Annotated in this window: 24 protein-coding genes; 14 read left to right on the top strand and 10 right to left on the bottom strand. The window is 70.8% G+C overall.

Annotated elements, in window-relative coordinates; all coding sequences use genetic code 11:
* Positions 1 to 11 precede the first annotated feature (11 nt).
* The 4 genes from ACFPQ9_RS30770 to ACFPQ9_RS30785 all read left to right on the top strand — a co-directional run bounded on the left by ACFPQ9_RS30770 (position 12) and on the right by ACFPQ9_RS30785 (position 4301).
* Entirely contained in the window at positions 12 to 2564 is a 2553-nt protein-coding gene (locus tag ACFPQ9_RS30770) for a sensor histidine kinase (protein WP_380860604.1), read from the top strand.
* Complete coding sequence (locus ACFPQ9_RS30775) at positions 2561 to 2998, top strand: roadblock/LC7 domain-containing protein (protein ID WP_380860607.1); 438 nt, start codon at positions 2561 to 2563, stop codon at positions 2996 to 2998. The genes ACFPQ9_RS30770 and ACFPQ9_RS30775 overlap by 4 nt, the downstream gene beginning before the upstream one ends.
* Before the next feature lie 23 nt (positions 2999 to 3021).
* Positions 3022 to 3435, top strand: coding sequence for a DUF742 domain-containing protein (locus tag ACFPQ9_RS30780; RefSeq protein ID WP_380860610.1), 414 nt, complete (start codon positions 3022 to 3024; stop codon positions 3433 to 3435).
* A gap of 251 nt (positions 3436 to 3686) precedes the next feature.
* Positions 3687 to 4301 carry a GTP-binding protein gene (locus ACFPQ9_RS30785; RefSeq protein ID WP_380860613.1) on the top strand — a complete coding sequence of 205 codons (615 nt, stop codon included), beginning with the start codon at positions 3687 to 3689 and terminating at the stop codon, positions 4299 to 4301.
* 33 nt (positions 4302 to 4334) lie between these two features.
* On the opposite strand, the gene ACFPQ9_RS30790 is transcribed toward ACFPQ9_RS30785, so the two are convergent.
* Positions 4335 to 4763: a PPOX class F420-dependent oxidoreductase gene (locus ACFPQ9_RS30790; RefSeq protein ID WP_380860616.1), complete on the bottom strand. Its 429-nt coding sequence runs from the start codon at positions 4761 to 4763 to the stop codon at positions 4335 to 4337.
* Between the two features lie 97 nt (positions 4764 to 4860).
* On the opposite strand from ACFPQ9_RS30790, the gene ACFPQ9_RS30795 reads away from it, so the two are divergent.
* The gene (locus ACFPQ9_RS30795) at positions 4861 to 5274 is read left to right on the top strand and encodes a roadblock/LC7 domain-containing protein (RefSeq protein ID WP_380860619.1); all 414 of its coding nucleotides are present in this window, start codon (positions 4861 to 4863) and stop codon (positions 5272 to 5274) included.
* 126 nt (positions 5275 to 5400) lie between these two features.
* Positions 5401 to 6333, top strand: coding sequence for a DUF6397 family protein (locus ACFPQ9_RS30800; RefSeq protein WP_380860622.1), 933 nt, complete (start codon positions 5401 to 5403; stop codon positions 6331 to 6333).
* Here the strand turns inward: ACFPQ9_RS30800 and ACFPQ9_RS30805 are convergent.
* The gene (locus tag ACFPQ9_RS30805) at positions 6320 to 7189 is read right to left on the bottom strand and encodes an acyl-CoA thioesterase (RefSeq protein ID WP_380860625.1); all 870 of its coding nucleotides are present in this window, start codon (positions 7187 to 7189) and stop codon (positions 6320 to 6322) included. The two genes, ACFPQ9_RS30800 and ACFPQ9_RS30805, sit on opposite strands and share 14 nt — an antisense overlap.
* Before the next feature lie 19 nt (positions 7190 to 7208).
* A complete protein-coding gene (locus ACFPQ9_RS30810; protein WP_380860628.1) occupies positions 7209 to 9722 on the bottom strand; it encodes a DEAD/DEAH box helicase in 2514 nt (837 codons plus the stop codon).
* A 145-nt stretch (positions 9723 to 9867) separates the two neighbouring features.
* On the opposite strand from ACFPQ9_RS30810, the gene ACFPQ9_RS30815 reads away from it, so the two are divergent.
* Positions 9868 to 10662, top strand: coding sequence for a metal-dependent hydrolase (locus ACFPQ9_RS30815; RefSeq protein ID WP_380860631.1), 795 nt, complete (start codon positions 9868 to 9870; stop codon positions 10660 to 10662).
* Positions 10663 to 10763: 101 nt separating this feature from the next.
* Here ACFPQ9_RS30815 and ACFPQ9_RS30820 read toward each other — a convergent pair whose 3' ends face one another.
* The 4 genes from ACFPQ9_RS30820 to ACFPQ9_RS30835 form a co-directional block, all read right to left on the bottom strand.
* A complete protein-coding gene (locus ACFPQ9_RS30820; RefSeq protein ID WP_380860634.1) occupies positions 10764 to 11024 on the bottom strand; it encodes a type B 50S ribosomal protein L31 in 261 nt (86 codons plus the stop codon).
* A gap of 144 nt (positions 11025 to 11168) precedes the next feature.
* Positions 11169 to 11639 carry a DUF5709 domain-containing protein gene (locus tag ACFPQ9_RS30825; protein ID WP_380860637.1) on the bottom strand — a complete coding sequence of 157 codons (471 nt, stop codon included), beginning with the start codon at positions 11637 to 11639 and terminating at the stop codon, positions 11169 to 11171.
* An 822-nt stretch (positions 11640 to 12461) separates the two neighbouring features.
* Positions 12462 to 14249, bottom strand: a complete 1788-nt coding sequence (locus tag ACFPQ9_RS30830) for an ABC transporter ATP-binding protein (protein ID WP_380860640.1) — start codon at positions 14247 to 14249, stop codon at positions 12462 to 12464.
* On the bottom strand, positions 14246 to 16096 hold the full coding sequence (locus ACFPQ9_RS30835; protein ID WP_380860643.1) for an ABC transporter transmembrane domain-containing protein: 1851 nt from the start codon (positions 16094 to 16096) through the stop codon (positions 14246 to 14248). The genes ACFPQ9_RS30830 and ACFPQ9_RS30835 overlap by 4 nt, the downstream gene beginning before the upstream one ends.
* A gap of 190 nt (positions 16097 to 16286) precedes the next feature.
* Here ACFPQ9_RS30835 and ACFPQ9_RS30840 point away from each other — a divergent pair, with 190 nt between their 5' ends.
* The 3 genes from ACFPQ9_RS30840 (at position 16287) to ACFPQ9_RS30850 (ending at position 20249) form a co-directional block, all read left to right on the top strand.
* Complete coding sequence (locus ACFPQ9_RS30840; protein WP_380860646.1) at positions 16287 to 17054, top strand: hypothetical protein; 768 nt, start codon at positions 16287 to 16289, stop codon at positions 17052 to 17054.
* A gap of 51 nt (positions 17055 to 17105) precedes the next feature.
* On the top strand, positions 17106 to 18704 hold the full coding sequence (locus ACFPQ9_RS30845) for a peptide-N4-asparagine amidase (protein ID WP_380860648.1): 1599 nt from the start codon (positions 17106 to 17108) through the stop codon (positions 18702 to 18704).
* Between the two features lie 177 nt (positions 18705 to 18881).
* On the top strand, positions 18882 to 20249 hold the full coding sequence (locus ACFPQ9_RS30850) for a cation:dicarboxylate symporter family transporter (RefSeq protein ID WP_380860651.1): 1368 nt from the start codon (positions 18882 to 18884) through the stop codon (positions 20247 to 20249).
* A gap of 96 nt (positions 20250 to 20345) precedes the next feature.
* Here the strand turns inward: ACFPQ9_RS30850 and ACFPQ9_RS30855 are convergent, their stop codons facing one another.
* Positions 20346 to 20795 (bottom strand): MarR family winged helix-turn-helix transcriptional regulator, encoded by a 450-nt coding sequence (locus tag ACFPQ9_RS30855; RefSeq protein ID WP_380860654.1) that lies wholly within the window; start codon positions 20793 to 20795, stop codon positions 20346 to 20348.
* 112 nt (positions 20796 to 20907) lie between these two features.
* Here ACFPQ9_RS30855 and ACFPQ9_RS30860 point away from each other — a divergent pair, with 112 nt between their 5' ends.
* Both ACFPQ9_RS30860 and mltG read left to right on the top strand, forming a co-directional pair.
* Positions 20908 to 22719 carry an ABC transporter ATP-binding protein gene (locus ACFPQ9_RS30860; RefSeq protein WP_380860657.1) on the top strand — a complete coding sequence of 604 codons (1812 nt, stop codon included), beginning with the start codon at positions 20908 to 20910 and terminating at the stop codon, positions 22717 to 22719.
* Positions 22720 to 22762: 43 nt separating this feature from the next.
* A complete protein-coding gene (gene mltG / locus ACFPQ9_RS30865; RefSeq protein ID WP_380860660.1) occupies positions 22763 to 23641 on the top strand; it encodes an endolytic transglycosylase MltG in 879 nt (292 codons plus the stop codon).
* Positions 23642 to 23689: 48 nt separating this feature from the next.
* Here the strand turns inward: mltG and ACFPQ9_RS30870 are convergent, their stop codons facing one another.
* On the bottom strand, positions 23690 to 24775 hold the full coding sequence (locus ACFPQ9_RS30870) for an NAD(P)-binding domain-containing protein (RefSeq protein ID WP_380860663.1): 1086 nt from the start codon (positions 24773 to 24775) through the stop codon (positions 23690 to 23692).
* A gap of 137 nt (positions 24776 to 24912) precedes the next feature.
* Here ACFPQ9_RS30870 and ACFPQ9_RS30875 point away from each other — a divergent pair, with 137 nt between their 5' ends.
* Positions 24913 to 25335, top strand: coding sequence for a secondary thiamine-phosphate synthase enzyme YjbQ (locus tag ACFPQ9_RS30875; RefSeq protein WP_380860666.1), 423 nt, complete (start codon positions 24913 to 24915; stop codon positions 25333 to 25335).
* 82 nt (positions 25336 to 25417) lie between these two features.
* Here the strand turns inward: ACFPQ9_RS30875 and ACFPQ9_RS30880 are convergent, their stop codons facing one another.
* Positions 25418 to 25858, bottom strand: a complete 441-nt coding sequence (locus ACFPQ9_RS30880; RefSeq protein WP_380860669.1) for an ATP-binding cassette domain-containing protein — start codon at positions 25856 to 25858, stop codon at positions 25418 to 25420.
* Positions 25859 to 25884: 26 nt separating this feature from the next.
* On the opposite strand from ACFPQ9_RS30880, the gene ACFPQ9_RS30885 reads away from it, so the two are divergent.
* On the top strand, positions 25885 to 26016 hold the full coding sequence (locus ACFPQ9_RS30885) for a hypothetical protein (protein ID WP_380860672.1): 132 nt from the start codon (positions 25885 to 25887) through the stop codon (positions 26014 to 26016).
* The last annotated feature ends 90 nt before the right edge of the window (positions 26017 to 26106 follow it).

The raw sequence follows: 26106 nt of genomic DNA on the forward strand, positions 1-26106 counted from the left end.
GCGAGGAGGCCATGCGCATACCCCGCAGGACCACCGCAGCCGGCGCCGAGCCGCCGTCCACACCGCCGGCCCGCGGCCGCCGAGCCCATGCCGGACCGCCGGCCGACGAGGGGTCCGAACCCCCGGGCGTACCGCAGGACGAACCGCCCAGGCCCTCCACGCGCGTGCAGGGCTGGCGCATACGCCCACGCACCGTCCGCGCCAAGATCATCTGTCTGCTGATGGTGCCCGTGGTCTCGTTGCTGGCCCTGTGGGCCTACGCCACCGTCACCACCGCACAGGACGTCGCCAGGCTGCGCCAGTTGCAGCTGGTCGACTCCGAGATCAGGGCGCCCGTCGCCGATGCCGTGACCGCCCTTCAGGCCGAACGCGCGGCCGCCGTGCGCTACGCGACCGATCCGTCCGCCGGGCGCAGCGACGAGCTGAGGAAGCGCGCGCAGGCCACGGACAGGGCGGTTGCACGGCTGCGGCTCGGCGACCGCGACACCGTCGCCGACAGCGGGCAGTACCCCGCCGGAGTGGCCGGGCGGCTCGAGGCCTTCGTCAGCGACGCGGAGCAGCTGAATGCCCTACGCAGTGCCGTGCTCGACACCCGATCGGGCTGGGACGAGGTCTACGGGCGGTACACCACGACCATTGCGACCGCCTTCTCGGTGGACGGCGCGCTCACCGGCATCCAGGACGCAGACCTCGGCTCGGACGCGCGCGTGCTGCTCGAATTCGCCCGCGCGGGTGAGGCGTTGGCCCGCGAGGACGCCGTGCTGGACAGCGCACGCCTCGCCGGACGCCTCGACGGAGAGCGGCTGCGGCTGTTCACCGGCGCCGTCGACACCCGTCGTACGCTGACCGAGTCCGCCGTCGCGGACCTGCGCGGCCCGGAACGCGCGGCCTGGCAGAGTCTCGCCGCCGGCGGGGACTACGCGACCCTGACGTCCGTCGAGGACGAGGTCCTCGCCGCGGCACCGGGCACAAGGGCGATCGACGCGGCGACGGATGCCGCATGGAACAAGGCACACGCACGCGTGCAGGGCGAGATGCGGGCCATCGAGCAGGACGCCGGACGCGATGTCGCCGAGCGTGCCGACCCGTTCGCCCGCGGCCTGCTCACCCCGGCGGGCGCCGCCGTCCTCCTCGGGCTGATCGCCGTAGCCGCCTCTCTCGTGATCTCCGTACGCATCGGCCGCGGCCTCGTCGTCGAGCTGGTGAGCCTGCGCAACAGCGCCCTGGAGATCGCCCGGCGCAAACTGCCCGAGGCCATGCGCAAGCTGCGCGCCGGTGAGGAGATCGACATCCGTGCCGAGGCACCGCCCGGGCCGCCCGCCGAGGACGAGGCAGGCCAGGTCGGCGAGGCGCTCGGCACCGTCCACCGAGCCGCCCTCAGGGCCGCCGTGGAGCGCGCCGAACTCGCCAGCGGCATCTCCGGCGTCTTCGTCAACCTCGCCCGCCGCAGCCAGGTGCTCGTGCACCGTCAACTCAGCCTGCTGGACAGCATGGAACGGCGCTCCGACGACCCGAACGAACTCAGCGACCTGTTCCGGCTCGACCACCTCACCACCCGCATGCGACGGCACGCCGAGAGCCTGATCATCCTCTCCGGGGCGGCACCCGGACGGGCCTGGCGGATGCCGGTCTCCCTGACCGACGTGGTGCGCGCGGCCGTCTCCGAAGTCGAGGACTACGCGCGCGTGGAGGTACGTCAGCTCCCCGAGACGTCCGTCGTCGGCGTGGCCGTCGCGGACGTCACCCACCTGCTGGCCGAGCTCGTCGAGAACGCCGCCCAGTTCTCACCTCCCCACACACGCGTGCGCGTTGTGGGCGAGCCCGTCGGCAACGGATACGCCGTCGAGGTCGAGGACCGCGGACTCGGCATGGGCAAGGAGACGCTCGCGGAGGCCAACCGGCGCATCGAACAGTCCGAGGCCCTCGACCTGTTCGACAGCGACCGCCTCGGTCTCTTCGTCGTGAGCAGGCTCGCGGCCCGGCACGGCATCAAGGTGCACCTGCGCACCTCGCCCTACGGAGGCACCACCGCCGTCGTCCTGCTGCCCACCGCTCTGCTGCACGTCGACTCGGCGGAACGTTCCACCGACGCGGCGGCGGAGGCACAGCGGCCGGCCGAAGCCGAGCACGCGCGTGTGCCCGCTGCCGAGTTGCACCAGGAACCCGCCCGAGCGATCGCCGACCGGCCGGCGCTGGCTTCCGCGACGGCAGGGACAGCCGCGTCGGCCACGCCGGCCGTGACGGAGACCAGGAACCACGGCACACCCCCCGGAGTCATCACCTTGAGACTGCACCGGCCACCCCACGACTCCGAAGCCGCCGACGACCTCCCGCGCCGCGTACGCCAGGCCAACCTCGCCCCCCAACTGCGCGAGGGACACTCGGCCGCACAGTCGGGAGCAGCGGCCGAGGACGACGACCGGCGCACCCCCGAACTCGTCAGGGACCGCATGGTGGCCTACCGCGACGGCTGGACGCGCGGCGGTGGCAGGCAGCCCGGTCGCGGCGGTGACCCCGAATCCGCACCGCGCGGCGACAGCAGCAGTGAAGGAGACCTTGCATGATCCAGGATCCGAGTATGAGAGCCGCCCAGACGTCCCGTGAACTCGACTGGCTGCTGGACGACTTGGTGCACCGTGTGCGCGAGGTGCGGCATGCCGTGGTGCTGTCCAACGACGGACTCGCCGTCGGCGCGTCCACCGACCTGCGCCGCGAGGACGCCGAGCATCTCGCCGCGGTCGCCTCCGGCTTCCACAGCCTGGCCAAGGGCGCGGGACGGCACTTCGGCGCCGGCGGGGTCCGCCAGACCATGGTGGAGATGGACGACGCCTTCCTGTTCGTCGCCGCCGCCGGCGACGGATCCTGCATCGCCGTGCTCAGCGCCGTGACCGCCGACATCGGACTGGTGGCGTACGAGATGGCGCGCCTGGTCAAGCGGGTCGGCGAGCACCTCTACACGCCCCCGCGAGCCGCCGCGCGACCGCCCGCCGCGCGGTGAGCCGGAAGGGTGGCCCGGCGCAGATGACCGACGACACAAAGGGCGCCCGGCACGAGCAGGGCAGCCAGTGGTACGACGGCGAGGCCGGGCCTCTGGTCCGCCCCTACGCCATGACGGGCGGCCGCACCAAACCCGGCCCCACCGGGGTGCGGTTCGACCTGATCGCCCTCGTCACGCTGGCCGCCACAGCGCGCGGCACCGACGACGACGCCTCGCTCGGGCCGGAACACCGCGCTCTCATCGAGCTGTGCCGACCCGAGACGCAGTCGGTCGCCGAACTCGCGGCGGGCGCGGATCTCCCCGTGGGCGTCGTCAGGGTGCTTCTCGGCGACCTCGTGGAGCGCGGCCGCGTCACCGTCAGCCGCCCGGTGCCGCCCGCGCAGCTTCCTGACGAACGGATCCTGCGCGAGGTGATCGAAGGATTGCGAGCGCTGTAGATGAGATCGCGGGGCCCGGTTACGGAGATTTGCGAACGAGCCCTTCCCGCGCGAGGCCATTCGTGCGCCAGTACGGCCATCGAACGGGAACGAGGCGGTCACATCGGGGAAAAAGCGGTCCAATCCCGCGAGAGGCGAACTCAGTTGTCATGATGCTGACTTCGTACAGCGACGGATCACCTTCGCACACCGACGGATCAGCTTTGCGCAGCCACGACGACCGATGCCGGTACTCCCGAGAGAAGTGATCGATGGTCACCGAGCACTACGTGCAGTCAGACGCCTCCGACGGCGACACGGCCGAGCTGGCGCTGAAGATACTTGTCGCCGGCGGATTCGGCGTGGGCAAAACCACCCTGGTGGGCGCGGTCAGTGAGATCAGGCCGCTGCGCACTGAGGAGATGCTCAGCGAGGCCGGCCAACTGGTGGACGACACCGGCGGCGTGGACCGGAAGGTCACCACGACCGTCGCCATGGACTTCGGGCGCATCACCATCCGCTCAGGCCTGTCGCTGTACCTCTTCGGCACCCCTGGGCAGGACCGCTTCTGGTTCCTGTGGGACGAGCTGGCGCAGGGAGCCCTGGGCGCGGTGGTCCTCGCGGACACCCGACGTCTGGAGGACTGCTTTCCCGCCGTGGACTTCTTCGAGCACCGGCACATCCCGTTCGTCGTGGCCGTGAACTGCTTCGCGGGCGCGCGCACGTACGGCGCCCACGATGTCTCACGCGCCCTCGACCTGGACCGGGGCACTCCGGTCGTGCTCTGTGACGCCCGGGACCGTGACTCGGGGAAGGAGGTGCTCATCCGACTCGTCGAGTACGCCGGGCGGATGCACACCGCCCGGCTGCTCAACTCCGTCAGCTGACCGTGCCGGGGCCGACGGGCCCGCGGACCGCAGTCAGTCGGCCACGTCCCGATCCGCCAGCACCTTGTCGATCGTGACGCGGACGAGGAGTTCCCCCGGGACACCGTTGCGGGCGCCGAACTCCTCGGCGCGCTCCTCGCCCATGTAGCGCGCCCCGATGCGACCGGCCCAGTGCCTCAGCTCCTCAAGGTCCTCCGAGACCTGGGCGCGGCCCTGGATCACCACGAAGGCGTACGGTGGCCGGTCGTCGTCCACACACAGCGCCACCCGGCCGTCCCGGACCAGATTGCGCCCCTTCACGCTGGAACTGCCGGTGTTGAACACCAGCTCGTCGCCGTCGAGCACGAACCAGATCGGCGCCACATGCGGACTGCCGTCGGCTCGCACGGTCGACAGTTTCGCGGTGCGTGTGCCGTGTGAGACGAACGCCCGCCATTCCTCATCGGTCATCTTCTTCGCCATGCCCTCATCCTCCTTGCCCGAGGGACGGATCGTCGGGAAGGGTGGCGAAGAGATTCCTCCGGTGCAGGGGGAGACATCTACACGGGGAGACCGGACCATGGCGCAGAACCAGAGCCTCGACTGGCTGCTGGACGATCTGACGAAACGTGTCGACCACGTGCGACACGCGCTGGTGCTGTCGAACGACGGCCTGGTGACCGGCGCGAGTACGGGCCTGCGACGAGAGGACGCCGAGCACCTTGCCGCCGTCTCGTCCGGGTTGCACAGCCTGGCCAAGGGATCGGGACGGCACTTCGGCGCGGGCAGAGTGCGTCAGACGATGGTCGAGTTCGACGACGCCGTGCTGTTCGTCACCGCTGCGGGCACCGGCAGCTGTCTGTGCGTGCTCAGCGGCGCGGAAGCCGACATCGGCCAGATCGCCTACGAGATGACCCTGCTCGTCAATCGGGTCGGCGAGCACCTCGACGTCGAGTCCCGACAGCCCGAACGGTCGCCGCTGACAGACCTCTGACCTGCTGATTCAGCATCCCTCGTGGAGTTATCCACAGGCCGGCCACGCGATCTGGCGAACCGACTACGGTTTTGTCACGGCGAACGCACGGAGCGTGAGCCACTGACTCCACGGGGGAGATCGACCATGTCGGGCAACACTGTCACGCACACGCACCGCATCACGAACCAGCAGCGTCCGGCCTGCACTCCAAGTCGCGCGGCCCGCGAACTGGGCCTGAAGCGAGGGGAGTTGGAGCTCGCCGTCCATCTCGGGCTCATCCGGACCGTGCCCGACGAGGGAGGCGGAGGCCGACGTGTCCCAGGGGCCGAGATCGACCGGGTGAGTTCGGGGGAGGGCTTTCCGGACTCCCTGCTGGACCGTGTGAAGGTCGTCGGTACGACGGAGGGCGCGGACATCATGGACGTGCCGACCGGCAGGTTCACGCGTCTCGCCCGCCTGGGCCTGGTGGTGCCGGTGAAGTTTTACCTCAACCGGTATCGGGCCGTGGTCTGGCTCTATCTGGCCGAAGAGTTGAGGCGGTTCGCAGCGGACGAGAACCACGCCTCAGTGCTGAACGACCGCCGGATGCCCGAAGCGCTGCGGGGCATGCTGGACGCTGGCGTGGACCTGCGTCCACGCAACTGGCGAGGACGTCACCGCGGCTTCCTGCTGCGCCAGGCGGGGGACCCTTGGGAGAGCGCCGGTGCGCAGGCCGCCTTCCTCGATCCCGTCCAGATCGCTGAGATCGTCCCCGACCCCTATGAACGCTCCCATGTGAACCGCTTCCGACCGGGCCCACCCGTATCCGGCGCCACCGGTTCGCCGTCCTCTCTCATCGCCGAGAGGATCATGACGGCCGACGACCCCGACGAGATCGGACTGCTACGGGCCGACCTGACGGAAGTTCTGGCGCATGCGAGGGCACTGCGGCCCGCGCCTCGTCCTACGGCCGAGAGGGCTCCCGGGCCGACACATCCTCCGCTCCTCGGGGCGCCGCGTCGGCCCGAGGAGCCGGAACCGCCACGCGGTCTGCTGAGCCGGCTCCGGCGCAGAAGGCCTTGGACTACAGCGCCCTGAACAGTCCCTCCTGGACGACGGACACCAACAGGCGCCCCTCCAGGTCGTAGATCCGCCCGCGGGCGAGGCCCCGTCCGCCCGTCGCGATCGGGGACTCCTGGTCGTAGAGGAACCACTCGTCCGCACGGAACGGCCGGTGGAACCACATGGCGTGGTCCAGTGACGCGATGTCGAAGCTCCGTGGGCCCCACAGGGGTTCGACGGGGATCCGGACGGCGTCCAGGAGGGTCATGTCGCTGGCGTAGGTCAGCGCACAGGTGTGCACGACCGGGTCGTCGCCCAGCGGCCCGACCGCGCGCATCCACACCGCACTGCGCGGCTCGGCGTCCTTGACCTCTTCTGCGGTCCAGCGCAGCCGGTCTACATAGCGGATGTCGAAGGGCTGGCGCCGGGCCATCCGCTCCAACTGCTCCGGCAGCGTGCCCAGATGCTGCCGGATCTCGTCGGTGACCGTCGGCAGCGACTCCGGGTCCGGAACCTTCCGGGCCGGCGGCAGCTGGTGCTCGAAGCTCCCCTGTTCAGGTTTGTGAAAGGAGGCGGTGAGATTGAAGATCGTGCGGCCCTGCTGCACGGCGGTGACCCGGCGGGTCGTGAACGACCTGCCGTCCCGCACCCGTTCGACCTGGTACACGATCGGCACGCCCGGCCGCCCCGGCCGCAGGAAGTACGCGTGCAGCGAGTGCACGGGTCGGTCGCCCTCCGTGGTGCGGGCGGCGGCGACCAGCGCCTGGCCGGCCACCTGGCCGCCGAAGACCCGTTGCAGGGACTCGTGCGGGCTGCGGCCGCGGAAGATGTTGACCTCGATCTGCTCCAGGTCGAGCAGGTCGACGAGCCTCTCGGCCGGGTTGGTCGTCATGCGTGGGAGTCTCCTGTGCTCACAGCTGGCCTACGTCGGTGACGCGGACCACGGCACGGCCCTCCGCGTCGGAGGCGGTGAGGTCGATCTCCGCGCTGATGCCCCAGTCGTGGTCGCCGTTCGGGTCGTCGAAGATCTGGCGGACCCGCCACAGGCGGTTCGCCGGCTCCTCCTCGATCACCAGGAGCTTGGGACCGCGGGCGTCAGGACCGGTGCCGAGGTCCTCGTACTCGTCCCAGTACTTGTCCATCGCCTCGCCCCAGGCATCGGCGTCCCAGCCGGCGTCGGCGTCCATCTCGCCCAGCTCCTCGACCTGGTCGAGGGCGGCGAGCTCGACGCGACGGAACAAGGCGTTGCGGACGAGGACGCGGAAGGCGCGCGCGTTGGTCGTGACCGGCTTGACCTCGTCGGCCTTCTCCTGGGCCTCCTCGGCGGTCATCTCCTCCGGGTTGGCGAGCTGCTCCCACTCGTCCAGCAGGCTGGAGTCGACCTGGCGCACCATCTCGCCGAGCCACTCGATCAGGTCCTGGAGGTCCTCGGACTTGAGGTCGTCCGGGATGTTGTGGTCGAGGGCCTTGTAGGCACTGGCGAGGTAGCGCAGCACGATGCCCTCGGTGCGGGCCAGCTCGTAGACGGACACCAACTCCGTGAAGGACAGCGCCCGTTCGTACATGTCCCGGATGACCGACTTCGGCGACAACGGGTGGTCGCCGACCCAGGGGTGGCTCTTGCGGTACGTGTTGTACGCGTGGAAGAGCAGCTCCTCCAGAGGCTTCGGGTAGGTGATGTCCTGGAGGCGCTCCATGCGCTCCTCGTACTCGACGCCGTCCGCCTTCATCGCGGCGACGGCCTCGCCCTTCGCCTTGTTCATCTGGGCCGCGAGGATCTGCCGCGGGTCGTCCAGCGTGGACTCGACCACGGACACCATGTCCAGGGCGTACGACGGCGACTCCGGGTCCAGCAGCTCGAAGGCGGCCAGCGCGAAGGTCGACAGCGGCTGGTTGAGCGCGAAGTCCTGCTGAAGGTCGACGGTCAGGCGGGCGATGCGACCGGTGGCGTCGGGTTCGTCGAGTTTCTCGACGATGCCGCCGTCCAGCAGCGAGCGGTAGATCGCGATCGCGCGCCGGATGTGCCGCAGTTGCTGTTTGCGCGGCTCGTGGTTGTCCTCCAGCAGATGCCGCATCGCCTCGAAGGCGTTGCCCGGCCGGGCGATGACCGACAGCAGCATGGTGTGCGTCACCCGGAAACGGGACGTCAGCGGCTCGGGCTCGGAGGCGATCAGCTTCTCGAAGGTGTTCTCCGTCCAGGCGACGAAACCCTCGGGCGCCTTTTTGCGGACGACCTTGCGACGCTTCTTCGGGTCGTCGCCCGCCTTGGCGAGCGCCTTCTCGTTCTCGATGACGTGCTCGGGCGCCTGCGCCACCACGAAGCCCGCCGTATCGAAACCGGCCCGCCCGGCACGGCCGGCGATCTGGTGGAACTCACGGGCGCGCAGAGTGCGCACGCGGTTGCCGTCGTACTTGGTCAGGGCCGTGAACAGCACCGTGCGGATGGGGACGTTGACACCTACGCCGAGCGTGTCGGTACCGCAGATCACCTTCAGCAGACCGGCCTGCGCGAGCTTCTCCACCAGACGCCGGTACTTCGGCAGCATGCCGGCGTGATGGACACCGATGCCATGCCGGACGTAACGGGAGAGATTACGGCCGAACTTGGTGGTGAAGCGGAAGTTGCCGATCAGCTCGGCGATCTGCTCCTTCTCCTCGCGCGAGCACATGTTGATGCTCATCAGCGCCTGCGCCCGCTCCACGGCCTGCGCCTGCGTGAAGTGCACGATGTAGACCGGCGCCTGCTTGGTGTCCAGCAACTCCGTCAGCGTCTCGGTGAGCGGCGTGAACCGGTACTCGTAGGAGAGCGGGACGGGGCGGGTCGCCGAGCGGACCACCGACGTCGGGCGGGCGGTCCGGCGGGTGAGGTCCTTCTCGAACATCGAGACGTCGCCGAGCGTGGCCGACATCAGGATGAACTGAGCCTGCGGCAGCTCCAGGATCGGGATCTGCCAGGCCCAGCCCCGGTCGCCCTCCGCGTAGAAGTGGAACTCGTCCATGACGACCTGGCCGACGTCCGCCTGCTTGCCGTCGCGCAGCGCGATCGACGCGAGTACCTCGGCCGTGCAGCAGATGACGGGGGCGTCGGCGTTGACGGAAGCGTCGCCGGTGAGCATGCCGACGTTCTCGGTGCCGAAGATCTTGCACAGCTCGAAGAACTTCTCCGACACCAGCGCCTTGATCGGAGCGGTGTAGAAGGTGACCTCGTCCCGGGCCAGCGCGGCGAAGTGGGCGCCCGCCGCGATCATGCTCTTGCCGGAGCCGGTGGGCGTCGACACGATCACGTTCGCACCGGAGACCACCTCGATCAGCGCCTCCTCCTGGTGGGGATAGAGGGTGAGCCCGCGCTCCTCGGCCCACGACTCGAAGGCTTCGTAGAGGGCGTCGGGGTCGGCGGTCGGCGGCAGCTGATCGATGAGGGTCACCCACCCATCTTGCCTGCCCTCCTGCCTCATCGGGGAATCGGCTGCGAGGTCGAAGATCGCGAACGCTACGCTGTGTCGCCGACGACAAGTCAGCGATCCCGGTCAACTGGACAGCGGCACACGAGGAATGGGGCGGGCAACGGCCATGATGGGACCAGCACACTCACTGTCGGGCGCCGCCGCCTGGCTCGGGGTCGGAGCAGCCGCCGCCGCGGCCGGGCACGGAATGCCCTGGCCCGTGCTGCTCTGCGGCGCGCTGATCTGCGCCGGAGCCGCACTGGCCCCGGATCTCGACCACAAGGCCGCCACGATCTCGCGGTCCTTCGGTCCGGTGTCGCGCTGGCTGTGCGAGATCGTCGACAAGCTGTCCTACGCCGTCTACAAGGCGACGAAGAAGCAGGGCGATCCGCGTCGCTCCGGTGGACATCGCACGCTCACCCACACCTGGCTGTGGGCGGTCATGATCGGAGGGGGCACCTCGGTCCTGGCGATCACCGGCGGCCGCTGGGCGGTGCTGGCGATCCTCTTCGTGCACATGGTGCTGGCCATCGAGGGGCTGCTGTGGCGGGCGGCCCGGGGTTCCAGCAGCGACGTCCTGGTCTGGCTGCTGGCGGCGACCAGCGCGTGGATCCTCGCGGGTGTGCTGGACAAGCCGGGCAACGGCGCCGACTGGCTGTTCACGGCCCCGGGCCAGGAGTATCTGTGGCTGGGGCTGCCGATCGTGCTGGGTGCGCTGGTGCACGACATCGGGGACGCGCTGACGGTGTCCGGCTGCCCGATCCTGTGGCCGATCCCGGTGGGCCGCAAGCGCTGGTACCCGCTGGGCCCGCCCAAGGCCATGCGGTTCCGGGCCGGCAGCTGGGTCGAGCTCAAGGTGCTGATGCCGGTGTTCATGGTGCTCGGCGGGGTGGGCTGCGCGGCGGCGCTCAACGTGATCTGAGCGGGTGCGGGCGCGGACGGCACCATCCGGCTGACCCGTCCGCGCAACCGGTCAGCCGCACGTCGGGGACCTCCGGTGCGCTCACCGGCTCGGAAGCCGGATCAGCCGACTTCTCCCGTTCCACCGCCGTAGCGCCGTTCGAAGGCGGCGACGCGGCCCTCGGAGTCCACCGTTCTGGCCTTGCCGGTGTAGAAGGGGTGACTCTCCGAGGAGATCTCGACATCCACGACCGGGTAGGTCTCGCCGTCGTCCCAGTCGATGGTCTGGTCGCTGGTCGCGGTGGACCGGGTCAGAAAGGCGTAGCCCGCGGCACGGTCACGGAAGACGACCGCGTGGTAGTCGGGGTGCTTGTCCTGCTGCATGCGAGCTCCTCAGGTGGCGGCGTCGGCGGGGCCGACGGCTCGGGGGCGGCGGATGAAGCCGGTGGCGCGGCCACTGCGATCGCGGGGACCGCGGGACGCAGCGGGCGGGCGTCGGAGGCACGGCTACGGCGGGTGCCTCGGCCGTCAGCCGGACAGGGAATCCTCGTCGACGATGTGCATGGCGGCCTCCTCGGCGGACGCCGCCGCGCCGTCGATGCCCACGTCCGTCGCGACGAGCGCGCTCTCCTCGTCCTCGTGGGCGCCTTCGTCGGGTGCCACGAGGCGGCCGGAGCGCAGGGCGCCGACCTCGTTGTCGAGAAGTTCCCCGTCGGTGCCCTCGGCGTCGCCCATGCCGTCGCCGTCGGGCGTGGCGAGGTCGGGCATCTCCTCGGCCAGACGTTGGTCGAGGGTCTCGCCCTGGTGGCGCTCGGCGGCCGTGACACCGGAGTGCTCCACGGCCCATGGTCGGTCCGGAGGGGACCAGCCCCGGTCCAGGGGGTCGTCGACGCCGTCGTTCTCCAGGGTGTCCTCCGCGTCCAGCAGCCCCGTGTCCTCACGCTGATCGGAAGCGTCGGGCTGGTAGACGTCGTCACCCCATCCCTCGGCGCTGTTCACGGGTACCTCCAGGTGGTGCGGACGGGCCTGAACCCACCGCGGGAAGCGACGGGCCGTCGCGGCGTGGGGCACAGGCCGCACCCGGCGCGAACCGCGAGGTTCCCGGGTGCTCCCCGAACCGGTGCCGCTATCCAGCCTTCCACCCCTTTTCGCCCCGGCGCAACGGCACGGGCGGGAGCGAGCACTCCGGATGCACCCGGGCCGGTTCCGTGCGGAGACGCCGAGGGAAACCGGCGGGGTCAGGTCCGGTATGCCGGAGACGGATACCCCGGCCGGGCCATGGCGGGTGCCGGCCTTACTACGCCAGTCGCTACCCCGGTCGCGATGGGTCCCGTCCCGGCCACCGCGGGCCCGGCCCTGACCGCAGGCACGCTGGGCTCCTCAAACGGTCACAGCGAGTTACCCCACCGATCACGACGAGCGGCGGCCTCAGCCACGTCGGCAGCGAATCCGCACTCCACAGAGCCGGCCCCAGCAACGATGGCGGCGGACCCGCACTCCACAGCGCCTGACCCCGCAACGACGAGGGCGTACCGGCACCCGTACGCCCACCCGTACCGGCACCCGTGGGCCGACCCGTACCGGCACCCGTACGCCCACCCGCACCGGCACCCGCACCCGCGTCGGCACCCGCACCCGCGTCGGCACCCGAGCCCGCGCCAGCACCCGCACCCAACCCCCGAGTCGGCCGAATGTCCCAGCCCCGGCCCAGCCCGCCCCCGCCCTTCGGGTCGGCCACAGTCCTCCACTCCCCGGCAGGACCACCTACCCATGGCCGTCGGCTCCGGCACCCCCGGTACCAACTCCCGCACTCACTCCCGCTCAGCCATGCCAGGACCGCCACAGCGCCGCGTAGGCCCCGTTCGCCCCGACCAGTTCCTCGTGGCTGCCGAGTTCGCTGATCCGGCCGTTCTCCACGACGGCGATGACGTCCGCGTCGTGGGCGGTGTGGAGGCGGTGGGCGATGGCGACGACCGTGCGGCCGTCGAGGACTCGGGCCAGGGAGCGTTCCAGGTGGCGGGCGGCCCGGGGGTCGAGAAGGGACGTCGCCTCGTCCAGGACCAGCGTGTGCGGGTCGGCCAGCACGAGGCGGGCCAGCGCGATCTGCTGGGCCTGGGCAGGGGTGAGGGCGAAGCCGCCCGAGCCGACCTCGGTGTCGAGGCCGTCGTCGAGCGCACGCGCCCACGCGTCGGCGTCGACCGCGCCCAGCGCCGCCCACAGCTCGGCGTCGGCCGCGTCGGTGCGGGCCAGCAGCAGGTTGTCGCGCAGGGAGCCCACGAACACGTGGTGCTCCTGGTTGACCAGGGCGACATGGGAGCGGACGCGCTCGGCTGTCATCCGGGACAGTTCGGCCCCGCCGAGGGTGATCCGGCCGTCCCGGGGCGCGTAGATGCCGGCGAGCAGCCTGCCCAGCGTGGACTTGCCCGCGCCCGAGGGGCCGACCAGGGCCAGTCGGGTGCCGGGCGCGACCTCCAGGGAGACCTTGCGCAGCACGTCCACGCCCTCCAGGTAGCCGAAGTGCACCCGGTCGGCGTGCACGTCACGGCCTGCGGGCGCGAGCTCGGTGTCCCCGGCGTCCGGCTCGATGTCCCGGACCCCGACCAGTCGGGCCAGCGAGACCTGGGCGACCTGGAGCTCGTCGTACCAGCGCAGGATCAGGCCCACCGGGTCGACCAGCATCTGCGCGATCAGCGCACCAGTCGTGAGCTGACCGACCCCGATCCAGCCCTGGAGGACGAAGACGCCGCCGATCATCAGGACGGAGGCGAGGACGGTCACATGGGTGACGTTGATGATGGGGAAGAGCACCGACCGCAGCCAGAGCGTGTACCGCTCCCACGCGGTCCACTGCTTGACCCGCAGGTCCGACAGCTCGACCCGGCGGGCGCCGAGGCGGTGGGCCTCGACGGTGTGCCCGGCGTCCACGGTCTCGGCGAGCGCGGCGGCAACGGCGGCGTACCCGGCGGCCTCCGAGCGGTAGGCGGCCGGCGCCCGCTTGAAGTACCAGCGGCAGCCGATCACCAGCAGCGGCACGGCGACCAGCACGGCGGCCGCGAGCGGCGGCGCGGTGATGATCAGTCCGCCCAGCAGCAGGGCCGCCCACACCACCCCGATGGAGAGCTGCGGCACGGCCTCGCGCATCGCGTTGGCCAGCCGGTCGATGTCCGTCGTGATCCGGGACAGCAGGTCGCCCGTCCCGGCGCGCTCCAGGACGCCGGGCGGCAGCCCGACCGACCGTACGAGGAAGTCCTCGCGCAGATCGGCCAGCATCCGCTCGCCGAGCATCGCCCCGCGCAGCCGTACCTGCCGTACGAACACGGCCTGCACGATGAGCGCGACCACGAACAGGCCGACGGTGAGCTCCAGATGGAGTTCGTGCTCGGCGGCCCCGTCCGCGACCCGCTCGACCAGACCGCCGAGCAGCCAGGGGCCCGCCATCGACGCCAGCACGGCGACCGTGTTGACGGCGACGAGCAGCAGGAAGGCACGGCGGTGCCGTTGGAACAGCTCCACCACGTAGCTGCGTACGGTCGTGGGGGCGCCGACCGGCAGGGTGTTCGCCGTCGTCGGGGCCGCCGGGTCGTACTCCGGTGGCGCAACGCCGATCATGCCGACTCCTCGATCTCTTCCAGTTCCTTGAGTACTTCTTCGAGCGAGGACGCCTTGACCGGTTGGTCCCCGGCCGGTCCGTCGCTGCGAGCGGTCTTCGTCTCCGCCGCCTCTTCCTCCGTCTCCCGGGTCACCACCGCCCGGTACCGGGGCTCGGAGTGCACCAGCTCGCGGTGTACGCCGACCGCCGCGACCTCGCCCTCGTGGACGAGGACGACCCGGTCGGCGCGGTCCAGGAGCAGTGGAGAGGAGGTGAACACCACCGTTGTGCGCCCGGCCCGCAGGTTCCGCACGCCCTGCGCGATGCGGGCCTCCGTGTGCGAGTCGACGGCCGAGGTCGGCTCGTCCAGCACGAGGACGCCCGGATCGGTGATCAGCGACCGTGCGAGCGCGAGGCGTTGGCGCTGGCCGCCGGAGAGCGACCGGCCGCGCTCGGTGATCCTGGCGTCCATCGGGTCCTCGGCGTCCAGCGAGCCCTGGACCAGTGCGGCCAGGACGTCCTCGCACTGCGCGGCCGCCAGCGCGTCCTCGGGGCGGACGTGGCCCGACCTGGGCACGTCGAGGAGTTCGCGCAGTGTGCCGGAGAGCAGCACCGGATCCTTGTCCTGCACGAGGACGGCCGTACGGGCACTGTCGAGCGGCAACTCGTCGAGCGGGACGCCGCCGAGCAGCACCGGGGTGCTCTCCTCGGAAGGGTGCCCGCCCAGCCGTTCGGCGAGGCGTCCCGCCGCGTCCGGATCGCCGCACACCACGGCGGTGAGCCGGCCGGCGGGCGCGAGCAGTCCTGTGGCCGGGTCGTACAGATCGCCGGACGGCACTTCCGCCCCGTCGCGCGACCCGCCGGTGTCGGTGGCGCGCTCCAGCGACAGCACGCGTGCGGCGCGCCGGGCCGAGGGCCGCGAGAAGGAGTACGCCATGGCGATCTCCTCGAAGTGCCGCAGCGGATAGGTGAGGATCATGATCGAGCTGTAGACGGTGACCAGTTCGCCGATGCCGACCTGGCCCTGGCGGGCGAGGTGGACGCCGTACCAGACCACCGCGATCAGCAGCAGGCCCGGCATCAGCACCTGGATCGCGGAGATCAGGGACCACATCCGGGCGCTGCGCACGGCCGCGTGGCGTACCTCCTGGGAGGCACTGCGGTAGCGGTCGAGGAAGAGTTCCTCGCCGCCGATGCCACGCAGGACGCGCAGGCCGGCGACGGTGTCGGAGGCGAGTTCGGTGGCACGGCCCGCCTTCTCGCGCTGGAGGTCGGCGCGGCGGGTCGCGCGGGGCAGCAAGGGCAGTACGGCGACCGCCAGTACGGGCAGGCCCACGGCCACGACCGTGCCGAGCGCGGGCTGGTAGACGACGAGTCCGACGCAGACGACCACGATCGTGACGGCCGCGGCGGTGAAGCGTGACCAGGCCTCGACGAACCAGCCGATCTTCTCGACGTCGCCCGTGGAGACCGCCACCACCTCACCGGCCGCGACACGCCGGGTCAGGGCCGAGCCGAGTTGTGCGGTCTTGCGGGCCAGAACCTGCTGGACACGGGCGGCGGCCGTGATCCAGTTGGTGACCGCGGTGCGGTGCAGGAAGGTCTCGCCGATCGCGTTGCCGGCGCAGCACAGGGCCAGGAGTCCGCCGGCGAGGGCGAGCTGTGCGCCCGAACGGTCGACGACGGCCTGCACGGCGAGGCCGACACAGAACGGCAGCGCGGAGACGGAAAGGAAGTGCAGCAGTCCCCAGGCCAGGGCCTTGAGCTGGCCGTCCAGCTGGTTCCTGAAGAGCCACCACAGGAATCGGGGACCTGAGCGGGCGTCCGGCACACCCGGGTCGGGGTACGGAAGGTCTTGAATCTGCATGACGTCCCAGTGGCTCGTGTCAGTGAGGGAAGGGATGGTGGGTCGATCGACGGCCGAGGCGCGGTACGGGCAGCGCTCGGCGGCAGCAAACCGTGACAGGTTCGCGTCGCAGCGTGGCCGGACGCAAACGGTTTTCCAACGGGCCGCTCAGTTCCGGCCCTCGGGCCGGAGGTGGTGCGACCATGGATCGATGCGGAACGGCGGAGCATGGCGCGCGACGGTCGTGACGGCGGCCCTCGGATCCCTGTTGGCGACCGCGACCCTCACGGCGTGCGGCGGGGCGCGGGACGCAGCGCGTGACGGAGCGCGGGACGGCGCCGGTGCGGATGTCGGCAGGTCGGCGCCCGGACGCTCGGCCGCCACCGCCGATCCGACGCGCATCCCGGGCGTCGGCGACCGCTGGCAGCGACGCATCCCCGCCGACTCACGCCAGGTCGTTGCGGTGTACGGCGACGGCAGGGACTCCGCGGACTCCACGGTCGTGCTCTACACGAAGCGCGGCACCACCTGGGACCGCGTCCGCGCGTGGCCCGCGCACAACGGCAAGAAGGGCTGGACCACCGACCACCGCGAGGGCGACAAACGCAGCCCCGTCGGCGTGTTCACGCTCAGCGACGCGGGCGGCGTACGGAAGGATCCCGGGGCCAGACTGCCGTACACCAGGTCGGCCGCCTTCGCGGCGCCGCGCTGGTGGGCGACGTCGTACTGGCACGACTTCGACTACGTCATCGCCATCGACTACAACCGCGTCAAGGGAACCCCGCCCAACGACCCGACCCGTCCACGGGGTTACGAGCGGGGCGGAAGCATCTGGCTGCACATGGACCACGGCAGTGGTACGTCGGCCTGCGTGAGCCTGTCCGCATCGGGGATGGAGCAGCTGCTGCGCACGCTCGATCCGGAGCTGCACCCCGTGGTGGTGATGGGGGACAGGGCTCACCTGAAGGCCGCGCGCTGACGGAGAAGGCGTCGTTGCGGCCGGTGGCCGACTCACCGTAGAACACCGCCCATGAAGAGACGGATCGTCATGTCCATGCTCGCAGGGGTCACCCTCCTGGCGAGCACCCTCCTCGGAGCGCCCCCGGCCCCGGCGGCCCAACCCGTCGACGTCCCCGCCGAGTTCGGCACCGACTGGCACGACCCCATCACCGCCGTCCCGCCCGTGACCAAGCCCTCCGGCAAGACGTGTCAAGTCACCGTCGCCGAGGCGCAGTTCCGTGACTTCACCCCCTACAAGGGCGCCTACTCACCCCCCGACGGCTGCGGTGACCGCTGGAGCAAGGTCGTGCTGCGGATGGACGGCAAGGTCAAGGGCCGGCAGTACGACCGGCTCGGCCATCTGCGCATCGGCGGAGTCGAGATCTTCCGTACGTCGACTCCGGAGCCGTCGCCCGACGGCATCGAGTGGTCCGTGGAGAAGGACGTCACGCGCTACAGCGACACGTTCCGCGCCGACCACGACGTCGAGATGCTCATCGGGAACGTCGTCGACGACACATACACCGGTGTCATCGACGTCAAGGTCACGCTGACGTTCTACGCCGGCCGCCCGGCCGCGAACCCGGACCGCGTTCTCACCCTCCACGACGGCACGCTGACCACCCCGCGCAACAGCGAGCGCATCGTCGCCGAGGTGTACGCCACCGGCTCCGGCGGCGGCTGCGAGGAGTTCTGGTACCTGGCGGCGCCCGACCCGGCGCCCTACTCCTGCAAGGCGGCCGGCGGACCGTACCGCGAGGTGCAGATCAAGGTGGACGGCCAACTGGCGGGAATCGCCGCGCCGTTCCCGCACGTCTGGACCGGCGGCTGGTCCAACCCCTTCCTCTGGTACGTCGTCCCGGGCCCGCGCGCCTTCGACGTCAAGCCGATCGAGTACGACCTCACCCCCTTCGCCGGCCTGCTCAACGACGGCCGCCCGCACCGCGTAGAGGTCTCCGTCGTGGGCGTACCCGAGGGGCAGAGCGGCTGGAGCGCACCCGTGAACGTCCTAGTCCGGCAGGACGCCGAGCGCGCGCACGTCACCGGCAAGCTCACCGTGCACAAGACCGGTGACCTCGCCAACTCCTCGACGTACACGCCCGGTTCGGAGCACCGTGTGGACGCCGAGGGTGGGCACCGGCTGACCGTGGCCGGGTACGTCGACACCTCGCACGGCCGGGTGACGACCACCGTGCGGCGCTCGCTCGCCCATGACTCCGCACACCGCTGGACCGACGGCGAGAACCTGGACGCCCTCGACGCCACCTGGACGGACGAGCAGTCGGTCACTGTGGGCGGACGCGGGCCGGCCCGCACGACCCGTACCCAGCGGACGTACACGATGGACGGCTCGATCGTCATCGGCGCGGACGACCGGCTGCGCACCGTGCTGACCCTCGGTGACCGGGCCTCCGTCGTGACCACCCGGGACGGCCGGCGAACGCGGTGGTCGTGGGTCGACGACACCTACACCGGCGACGCCGCCTGGACGTTGAACGTGCCGCGCGACCAGCGGCACGCGGTCGGTACGACGAGCGAGCGCTATCGGTCGTACGGCTCGGACGGGTGTCACGACCGTTCCCTGACGAGCGTTCAAGGCGTCCTCACCGAGGACCGAAGCCGCTGCTGAGGCGGGATGCACGCGACACGTCACGCAGGGCGTGATTTACCCGGATGCAACACGGCGGTCTTGTGCGGGACCAACATCACCCGCACAGTGATCCGAACGGAACGCGCTTTCCGTATGGCAGAAGTCCCCGCCGTTCCAGGGAACTTCCGTGTGCCGTCGTCCCCCCAAGGAGTGCCCGTGCCACCGTCCGTACCGTCCCTGCCGCGACGCGTCGCACGCATACTGCGTACCTCTCTCTTCGCGCAGGTCGCCTGCGCGCTCGTGCTCGGGATCGTCGTCGGGAAGCTGTGGCCGGGGTTCGGCGCGGATCTCCAGCCGCTCGGCGACGGTTTCATCCGGCTCATCAAGACGATCATCTCGCCGTTGGTGTTCTGCGTGGTCGTCGTCGGCATCGCCAAGGCCGGTGACCTGAAGGCGTTCGGCCGGATCGGGCTCAAGGCCCTGATCTGGTTCGAGGTCGCGAGCACGCTCGCGCTGGTGATCGGGCTCCTCGCCGCCAACGTGGTCCAGCCGGGTTCGGGGATGAACGTCGACCCCTCCACGCTGGACGCCTCGGCGGTCGACGCGAAGACGGGCGGCGGCCATCTGCCCTCGACGACCGAGTTCGTGCTGGAGGCCATTCCCACCTCCTTCCTCGGCGCCTTCGCCGAGAACTCCCTGCTCCAAGTCCTGGTGCTGGCCTGTCTGGTGGGCGCCGCGCTGCTGCATCTCGGCCACACCAAGGTGCCGCAGGTGCTGCCCGCCATCGAGCAGGCTCAGGAGATCATCTTCGCGATCGTCGGCTTCGTGATGCGACTCGCCCCGATCGCGGTGTTCGGCGCGATGGCCGTCCTGATCGGCAACTACGGTCTCGGTGTCATCGAGACCTACGGCAAGCTGATCGTGCTGTGCTACGTGGCCGCCGCCCTGTTCATCGCGCTGCTCGCCCTCGCCCTGAAGCTGGTCACCGGGCTCAGCCTGTGGAAGTTCCTGCGCTACATCCGCGAGGAGATGCTGCTCGCCCTCGGCACCGCGTCCACGGAGTCGGTCCTGCCCCGGGTGATGCAGAAGCTGCGCAGGGCCGGCGCCCGCGACGACGCCGTGGGTCTGGTGCTGCCGACGGGCTACTCCTTCAACCTCGACGGCGCCTCGCTCTACCTGTCCATCGGCACGTTGTTCATCGCCCAGGCCGTGGGCGTGGACCTGAGCCTGGGTCAGCAGATCACCGTCGTGCTGGTGCTGATGCTGACCAGCAAGGGCATGGCCGGCATTCCCGGCTCGGCGTTCCTCGCCCTGTCCGCGACCGCGTCCTCGCTGGGCGCGATCCCGGCCGGCGCCGTCGCCCTGCTGCTCGGCGTCGACCGCATCATGGACTCGATGCGCGTCGTCACCAACCTGCTCGGCAACTGCGTCGCCGTCTTCGCGGTCGCCCGCTGGGAGGGCGCGCTGGACAGGGAGCGGGCGAAGAAGGTCCTCGACGGCGAGATCGTGGTCGGCCTGGAGGACGCGGAGCCGACCGAGCAGCCACAGGAGCTCAAGAAGGAACCGGCCGCCGAGACCGGCTGAGGTTCAGCACCCAGGCGCGGGCTCCGCGAAGGGCCGTGGCCGCCGCTCCCGCAGTACGGGAGCGGCGGCCACGGCCCTTCCCCGCTCACGCGGCGCTCAGCACCCGCGCCCCCCACCCCCGTCGATCAACGTATCCAGAAGCTCCCCCAACACCGACCGCTGTTCGTCCGTCAGCGGCGCCAGGATCTCCTGCGCCGCCGACCGTCGCGCGCCGTGCAGCTCCCGCAGGGCCTTGCGGCCGTCCTCGGTGAGTTCGATGCGGATCACCCGCCGGTTCGTCGGATCCGGCGCCCGCCGTACCTTCCCGCTCGCCTCCAGCCCGTCGACCAGCGTCGTCACCGCCCGCGGGACCACTTCCAGGCGCTCGGCGAGGTCGGCCATCCGGGGCGGCGAGTCGTAGTGTGCGAGGGTCCGCAGCAGGCGTGACTGAGCCGGCGTGACGCCCAGGCCGCACTCCTGGAGGTGCCGTTTCTGGATCCGGTGCACCCGGCGGGTGAAGCGCAGCAGCTGCTCGGCGAGCGGGCCGTCGGGATCGGAGGTGGTCATGCGGGAACAATATCAGGACCAGGTTCATTGTGAGTATAGGTAACAATGAGCTACGCTCCGACGGGCGGCCCCGGGGCCGTCCTCCCGCATCGTCACACCTCCGTAGGAGCCCATGCATCCCGACCACGAACCCGCCTGGACGCCATCCGCCGCGCAGCAGGAACAGCCGCGGCAGGTGCGTCGCATCCTGAGACTCTTCCGTCCGTACCGAGGCCGCCTCGCGGTCGTCGGTCTCCTCGTCGGCGCCTCGTCGCTCGTCGGCGTCGCCACACCGTTCCTGCTCAAGGCGATCCTCGACGTCGCGATCCCCGAGGGCCGCACCGGCCTGCTCAGCCTGCTCGCGCTCGGCATGATCCTCAGCGCCGTCCTGACCAGCGTCTTCGGCGTGCTCCAGACCCTGATCTCCACGACGGTCGGCCAGCGCGTCATGCACGACCTGCGCACCGCCGTCTACGGCCGCCTCCAGCGCATGTCGCTCGCCTTCTTCACCCGCACGCGCACGGGCGAGGTCCAGTCCCGTATCGCCAACGACATCGGCGGCATGCAGGCGACCGTCACCTCCACCGCGACGTCCCTGGTCTCCAACCTGACCAGCGTGGTCGCCACGATCGTCGCGATGATCGCCCTCGACTGGCGGCTGACCGTCGTCTCGCTGCTCCTGCTGCCGGTCTTCGTCTGGATCAGCCGCCGCGTCGGCAACGAACGCAAGAAGATCACCACCCAGCGCCAGAAGCAGATGGCCGCGATGGCCGCCACCGTCACCGAGTCGCTCTCGGTCAGCGGCATCCTGCTCGGCCGCACCATGGGCCGCTCCGACTCGCTGACCGAGGCCTTCGCCGACGAGTCCGATCGGCTGGTGGACCTGGAGGTGCGGTCGAACATGGCCGGGCGCTGGCGCATGGCCGTCATCGCCATGGTCATGGCCGCCATGCCCGCCTTCATCTACTGGACCGCCGGCGTGGTCCTCCAGGTCGGTGGCCCGCAGGTCTCCATCGGCACGATCGTCGCCTTCGTCTCGCTCCAGCAGGGCCTGTTCCGCCCGGCGGTCAGCCTGCTGTCCACCGGCGTCCAGATCCAGACCTCGCTCGCGCTCTTCCAGCGCATCTTCGAGTACCTCGACCTGCCCATCGACATCTCCGAGCGCGAGGACCCCGTCCACCTCGACCGCGTCAAGGGCGAGGTCCGCTTCGAGCACGTCGAGTTCCGGTACGACGGCAACGACGGAGAACGGGGCGCCATCCTCGACGGCATCGACGTCACCGTCCCTGCGGGCGGCAGTCTCGCGGTCGTCGGCCCGACCGGCGCCGGGAAGTCGACGCTCGGTCATCTCGTGCCGCGCCTGTACGACGTGACCGGCGGCCGGGTCACCCTCGACGGAGTCGATGTGCGCGACCTCGACTTCGACACCCTGGCCCGAGCGGTCGGCGTCGTCTCGCAGGAGACGTACCTCTTCCACGCCACGGTCGCCGACAACCTGCGCTTCGCCAAGCCGGACGCCGACGACGAGGAGTTGTACGCGGCGGCGAGGGCGGCCCAGATCCACGACCACATCGCGTCCCTGCCCGACGGCTACGACACGGTCGTCGGCGAGCGCGGCCACCGCTTCTCGGGCGGTGAGAAGCAGCGCCTGGCCATCGCCCGCACCATCCTGCGCGACCCTCCGGTGCTCATCCTCGACGAGGCGACCAGCGCCCTGGACACCCGTACCGAGCGGGCCGTGCAGGACGCCATCGACGCCCTGTCCGCCAACCGCACCACGATCACCATCGCGCACCGGCTGTCCACCGTCCGGGGCGCCGACCAGATCGTGGTCCTCGACGAGGGGCAGGTCGCGGAACGGGGCACGCACGAGGAGTTGCTGGAGCGGGACGGGCGCTATGCGGCGCTGGTCAGGCGGGACGCCCAACTGGAGCCCACAGGGTGACGTTATGTCGGGTTTGTAAGCATGTGCGGGATACCGTGCCCGCATGTACTTGAACACTCCGCCACGGAGCACGATTCGACTGACGCGCCGGGGACGTATGGCTCTCATCGCCGCCGGCGCCGTCGTGGCCGGTACCGCCGTGGCGGTGCCGCTGTTGGTCATGGGCGAGGAGGAGCCTGCCCGGCCCACCTCGCTGGTGATCCCGGAGGGCTGGCGGGCGAGCCAGGTCTACGAGGCCGTCGACAAGGCCCTCACGCTGCCGGCCGGCACCACGAAGAAGTCCCTCGACAAGCTCGACCTGAAGCTCCCGAACGACGCGGACGGCAACCCCGAGGGCTACCTCTTCCCGGCGACGTATCCGCTGGAGGAGAACGGCAGGAAGGCGACACCGGATTCGCTGCTGTCGGCCATGGTCGACACCGCCAACCGGAAGTTCAGCGGTGCCCCCATCGCCGCCGGGGCGCAGCGCAACGCCATGAACGTCTATCAGGCGGTCACGATCGCGAGCATCGTCCAGGCCGAGGCCGCCACCAGGACCGACATGGCGAAGGTGGCGCGGGTCGTGTTCAACCGGCTCGAACGCGGTATGCCGCTCCAGATGGACTCCACCATCAATTACGCCCTGAAGCGCTCCACGCTCCGGACGACCGAGGCCGACACCCGGATCGAGAGCCCCTACAACACGTACCAGCGCATGGGCCTGCCGCCCACGCCCATCGACAACCCGGGCGACGACGCGATGCGCGCCGCGATCAACCCGGCCGCCGGTGACTGGCTGTACTTCGTCACGGTCAAGGCGGGCGACACCCGCTTCACGGCCGACTACGACGAACACCTGCGCAACGTCGCCGAGTTCAACGCCCACCAGAAGCAACAGAGGCAGCAGAAGCAGCAGGAGGCGAGCCCGAAGCCGACCGGGTGAGCCGGCGGGACGTCATGCGGATACTGGTTCGGCCGGCCGGCCCGCGCGTCACGCGGCCACCGGCTCCTCGGCCAGCAGCCGCCTGATGTCCCGTACGGCCGCACGGCCGGCCCGGTTGGCCCCGATCGTGCTGGCGGAGGGGCCGTATCCGACCAGGTGGACACGAGGGTCGGCGACCGCGCGCGTTCCCTCCACCCGGATGCCGCCGCCCGGCTCGCGCAGGTGCAGCGGGGCGAGATGGTCGATGGCGGCCCGGAAGCCGGTCGCCCACAGGATGACGTCGGCCGCCACGTGCTGCCCGTCGTTCCACTCCACCCCGTCCGGGGTGATCCGGTCGAACATGGGACGGCGGTCCAGGACGCCGTCCGCCAGGCCCTGCCGGATGGCGTCGTTCAGCGGCAGTCCCGTGACCGAGACCACGCTCTTCGGCGGCAGGCCCCGCCGGACCCGTTCCTCCACCAGCGCGACCGCGGCCCGGCCCACGTCCTCGGTGAAGGGGCCCTCGCGGAACACGGGCGGACGCCGTGTGACCCATGTCGTGGCCGCCGCGTAGGGTGCGATCTCCAGCAGATGCTGGGTGCCGGAGGCGCCGCCACCCACGACCACCACCCGCTGCCCCGCGAACTCCCGCGGTCCTGGGTACTGCGCGGTGTGCAACTGCCGGCCCCGGAAGGTCTCCTGGCCCGGGTAACGCGGCAGGAACGGCCGGTCCCAGGTGCCGGTCGCGTTGATCAGGGCCCGTGTCGCCCAGGTTCCCGCCGAGGTCTCGACCAGCAGCCGCCCGTCCGGGCCCTCGCGCACGGCACGCACGTCGACGGGTCGTCGCACCCGCAGGCCGAAGGTCCGCTCGTAGGTGTCGAAGTACTCCGCGATGACCTGGGAGGACGTCCGCTCGGGGTCGGCGCCGGTCAGTTCCATACCCGGGAGCGAGTGCATCCCGTGCACCTTGCCGTACGTCAGGGACGGCCACCGGAACTGCCAGGCGCCGCCCGGACCGGGGGAGTGGTCGAGGACCACGAAGTCACGGCCGGGCTCGAAACCGGTGCGCCGCAGGTGGTAGGCGCTGGACAGACCTGCCTGACCAGCGCCGATGACGACCACGTCGACCGCTTCGACCACCTCAGTGTTGTTCACGCTTCTACCAACCGCCGCGAGGGCGCGGATCTTCCCCCAGCAGGTGGTCAACGGCGCCTCGCGCAGTGGACCTTGCGTATGACGCCCCGAACGTCACATGACGTGTGGAGTCCGCCGCATGGGCGAGGATGGAGGGCATGTCCGACGCCTTCACCACACGAGTCCTGAACGTCGCCTCCGGCTCCTCGGAGCGGGTCGTGGATCTCACCCACGACTGCGAGGCCTTCCTGCGCGAGGCGGCGGCGGGCCGGGACGGCCTGCTGAACGTCTTCGTGCCGCATGCGACGGCCGGCATCGCGATCATCGAGACGGGCGCCGGCAGCGACGACGACCTCCTGGCCGCCCTGCACACCGTGCTGCCCGCCGACGACCGCTGGCAGCACCGCCACGGCAGCCCCGGCCACGGCCGCGACCACGTCCTCCCGGCCATCGTCCCACCGCACGCGACCCTGCCCGTGGTCGGCGGCCGACTGGAACTCGGCACCTGGCAGTCGGTGTGCCTCGTGGACACCAACAAGGACAACCCTCGTCGGCAGGTGCGGTTGTCGTTCCTTGCGTGACGAGGGTGCCGACTGTAGGTCTGAAGTCCGGCCGTACCCCACGAGTCCGGCCGAATCCGTCACTCGCTTCGACTCCGTGCCGTCAGCGGTAGTCCGAACCGCTCTGACCTGTGCAGATGTGGTAGTCCGGCGTTGGGTAGGTCTCCGCGGGTGCGTGTACGAGGCTTTGGACGCCGGATTCGTGACGCTGGCAGGACACGAGGTCAGGGAGCAGGCCCGCGATCGCCATGGCGATGGTGGACTTGCTCGAGCCCGACTCCCCGACGAGGCCGCCGATCTGGCCGGCCCCGATGGTGAACGACACGTCGTCGACGAGTTTCCGGTCCCCGGCCCGCACGGTCAGCCCCGCGACGGTCAGCAGGCCGTCCTGCTCCGTGCCGGCCGCTGTCCTGGCACCGGCCGGCGCTGAAGACGCCTGCGCCGCGAGCCTGTGCCGGGTCGGCCGGTCCCGCCGCGTCCGCTGTCCCGGTCGGTGTGGGCGAAGCGCCGCGGGTTCGCGCCTCGACGAGTGAGGCGACGCCATCTCGGAGGAGCTCGGCGCCCACACCGGTGACGAAGCCGGCGGAACACCGCCCCACCACGGCCCCGGCCGGCGGCCCGGCCGTCCTGGCCTGCGGCGGCGTCCAGCGAGCAGAGCACCAGGCGGCCACCGTGCCCGAGCTGCTGTCCCCGCAGCGCTGACAGACCATCGACGAGTTCAACCGAGCCTTCTCCGGCCGTCGGCCAGCGGATATGTGGCCCCCTTCCACATCACTACGGCCGCCGACAGGG

This window comes from Streptomyces coerulescens (assembly GCF_042657965.1).
GTDB lineage: Bacteria > Actinomycetota > Actinomycetes > Streptomycetales > Streptomycetaceae > Streptomyces > Streptomyces coerulescens.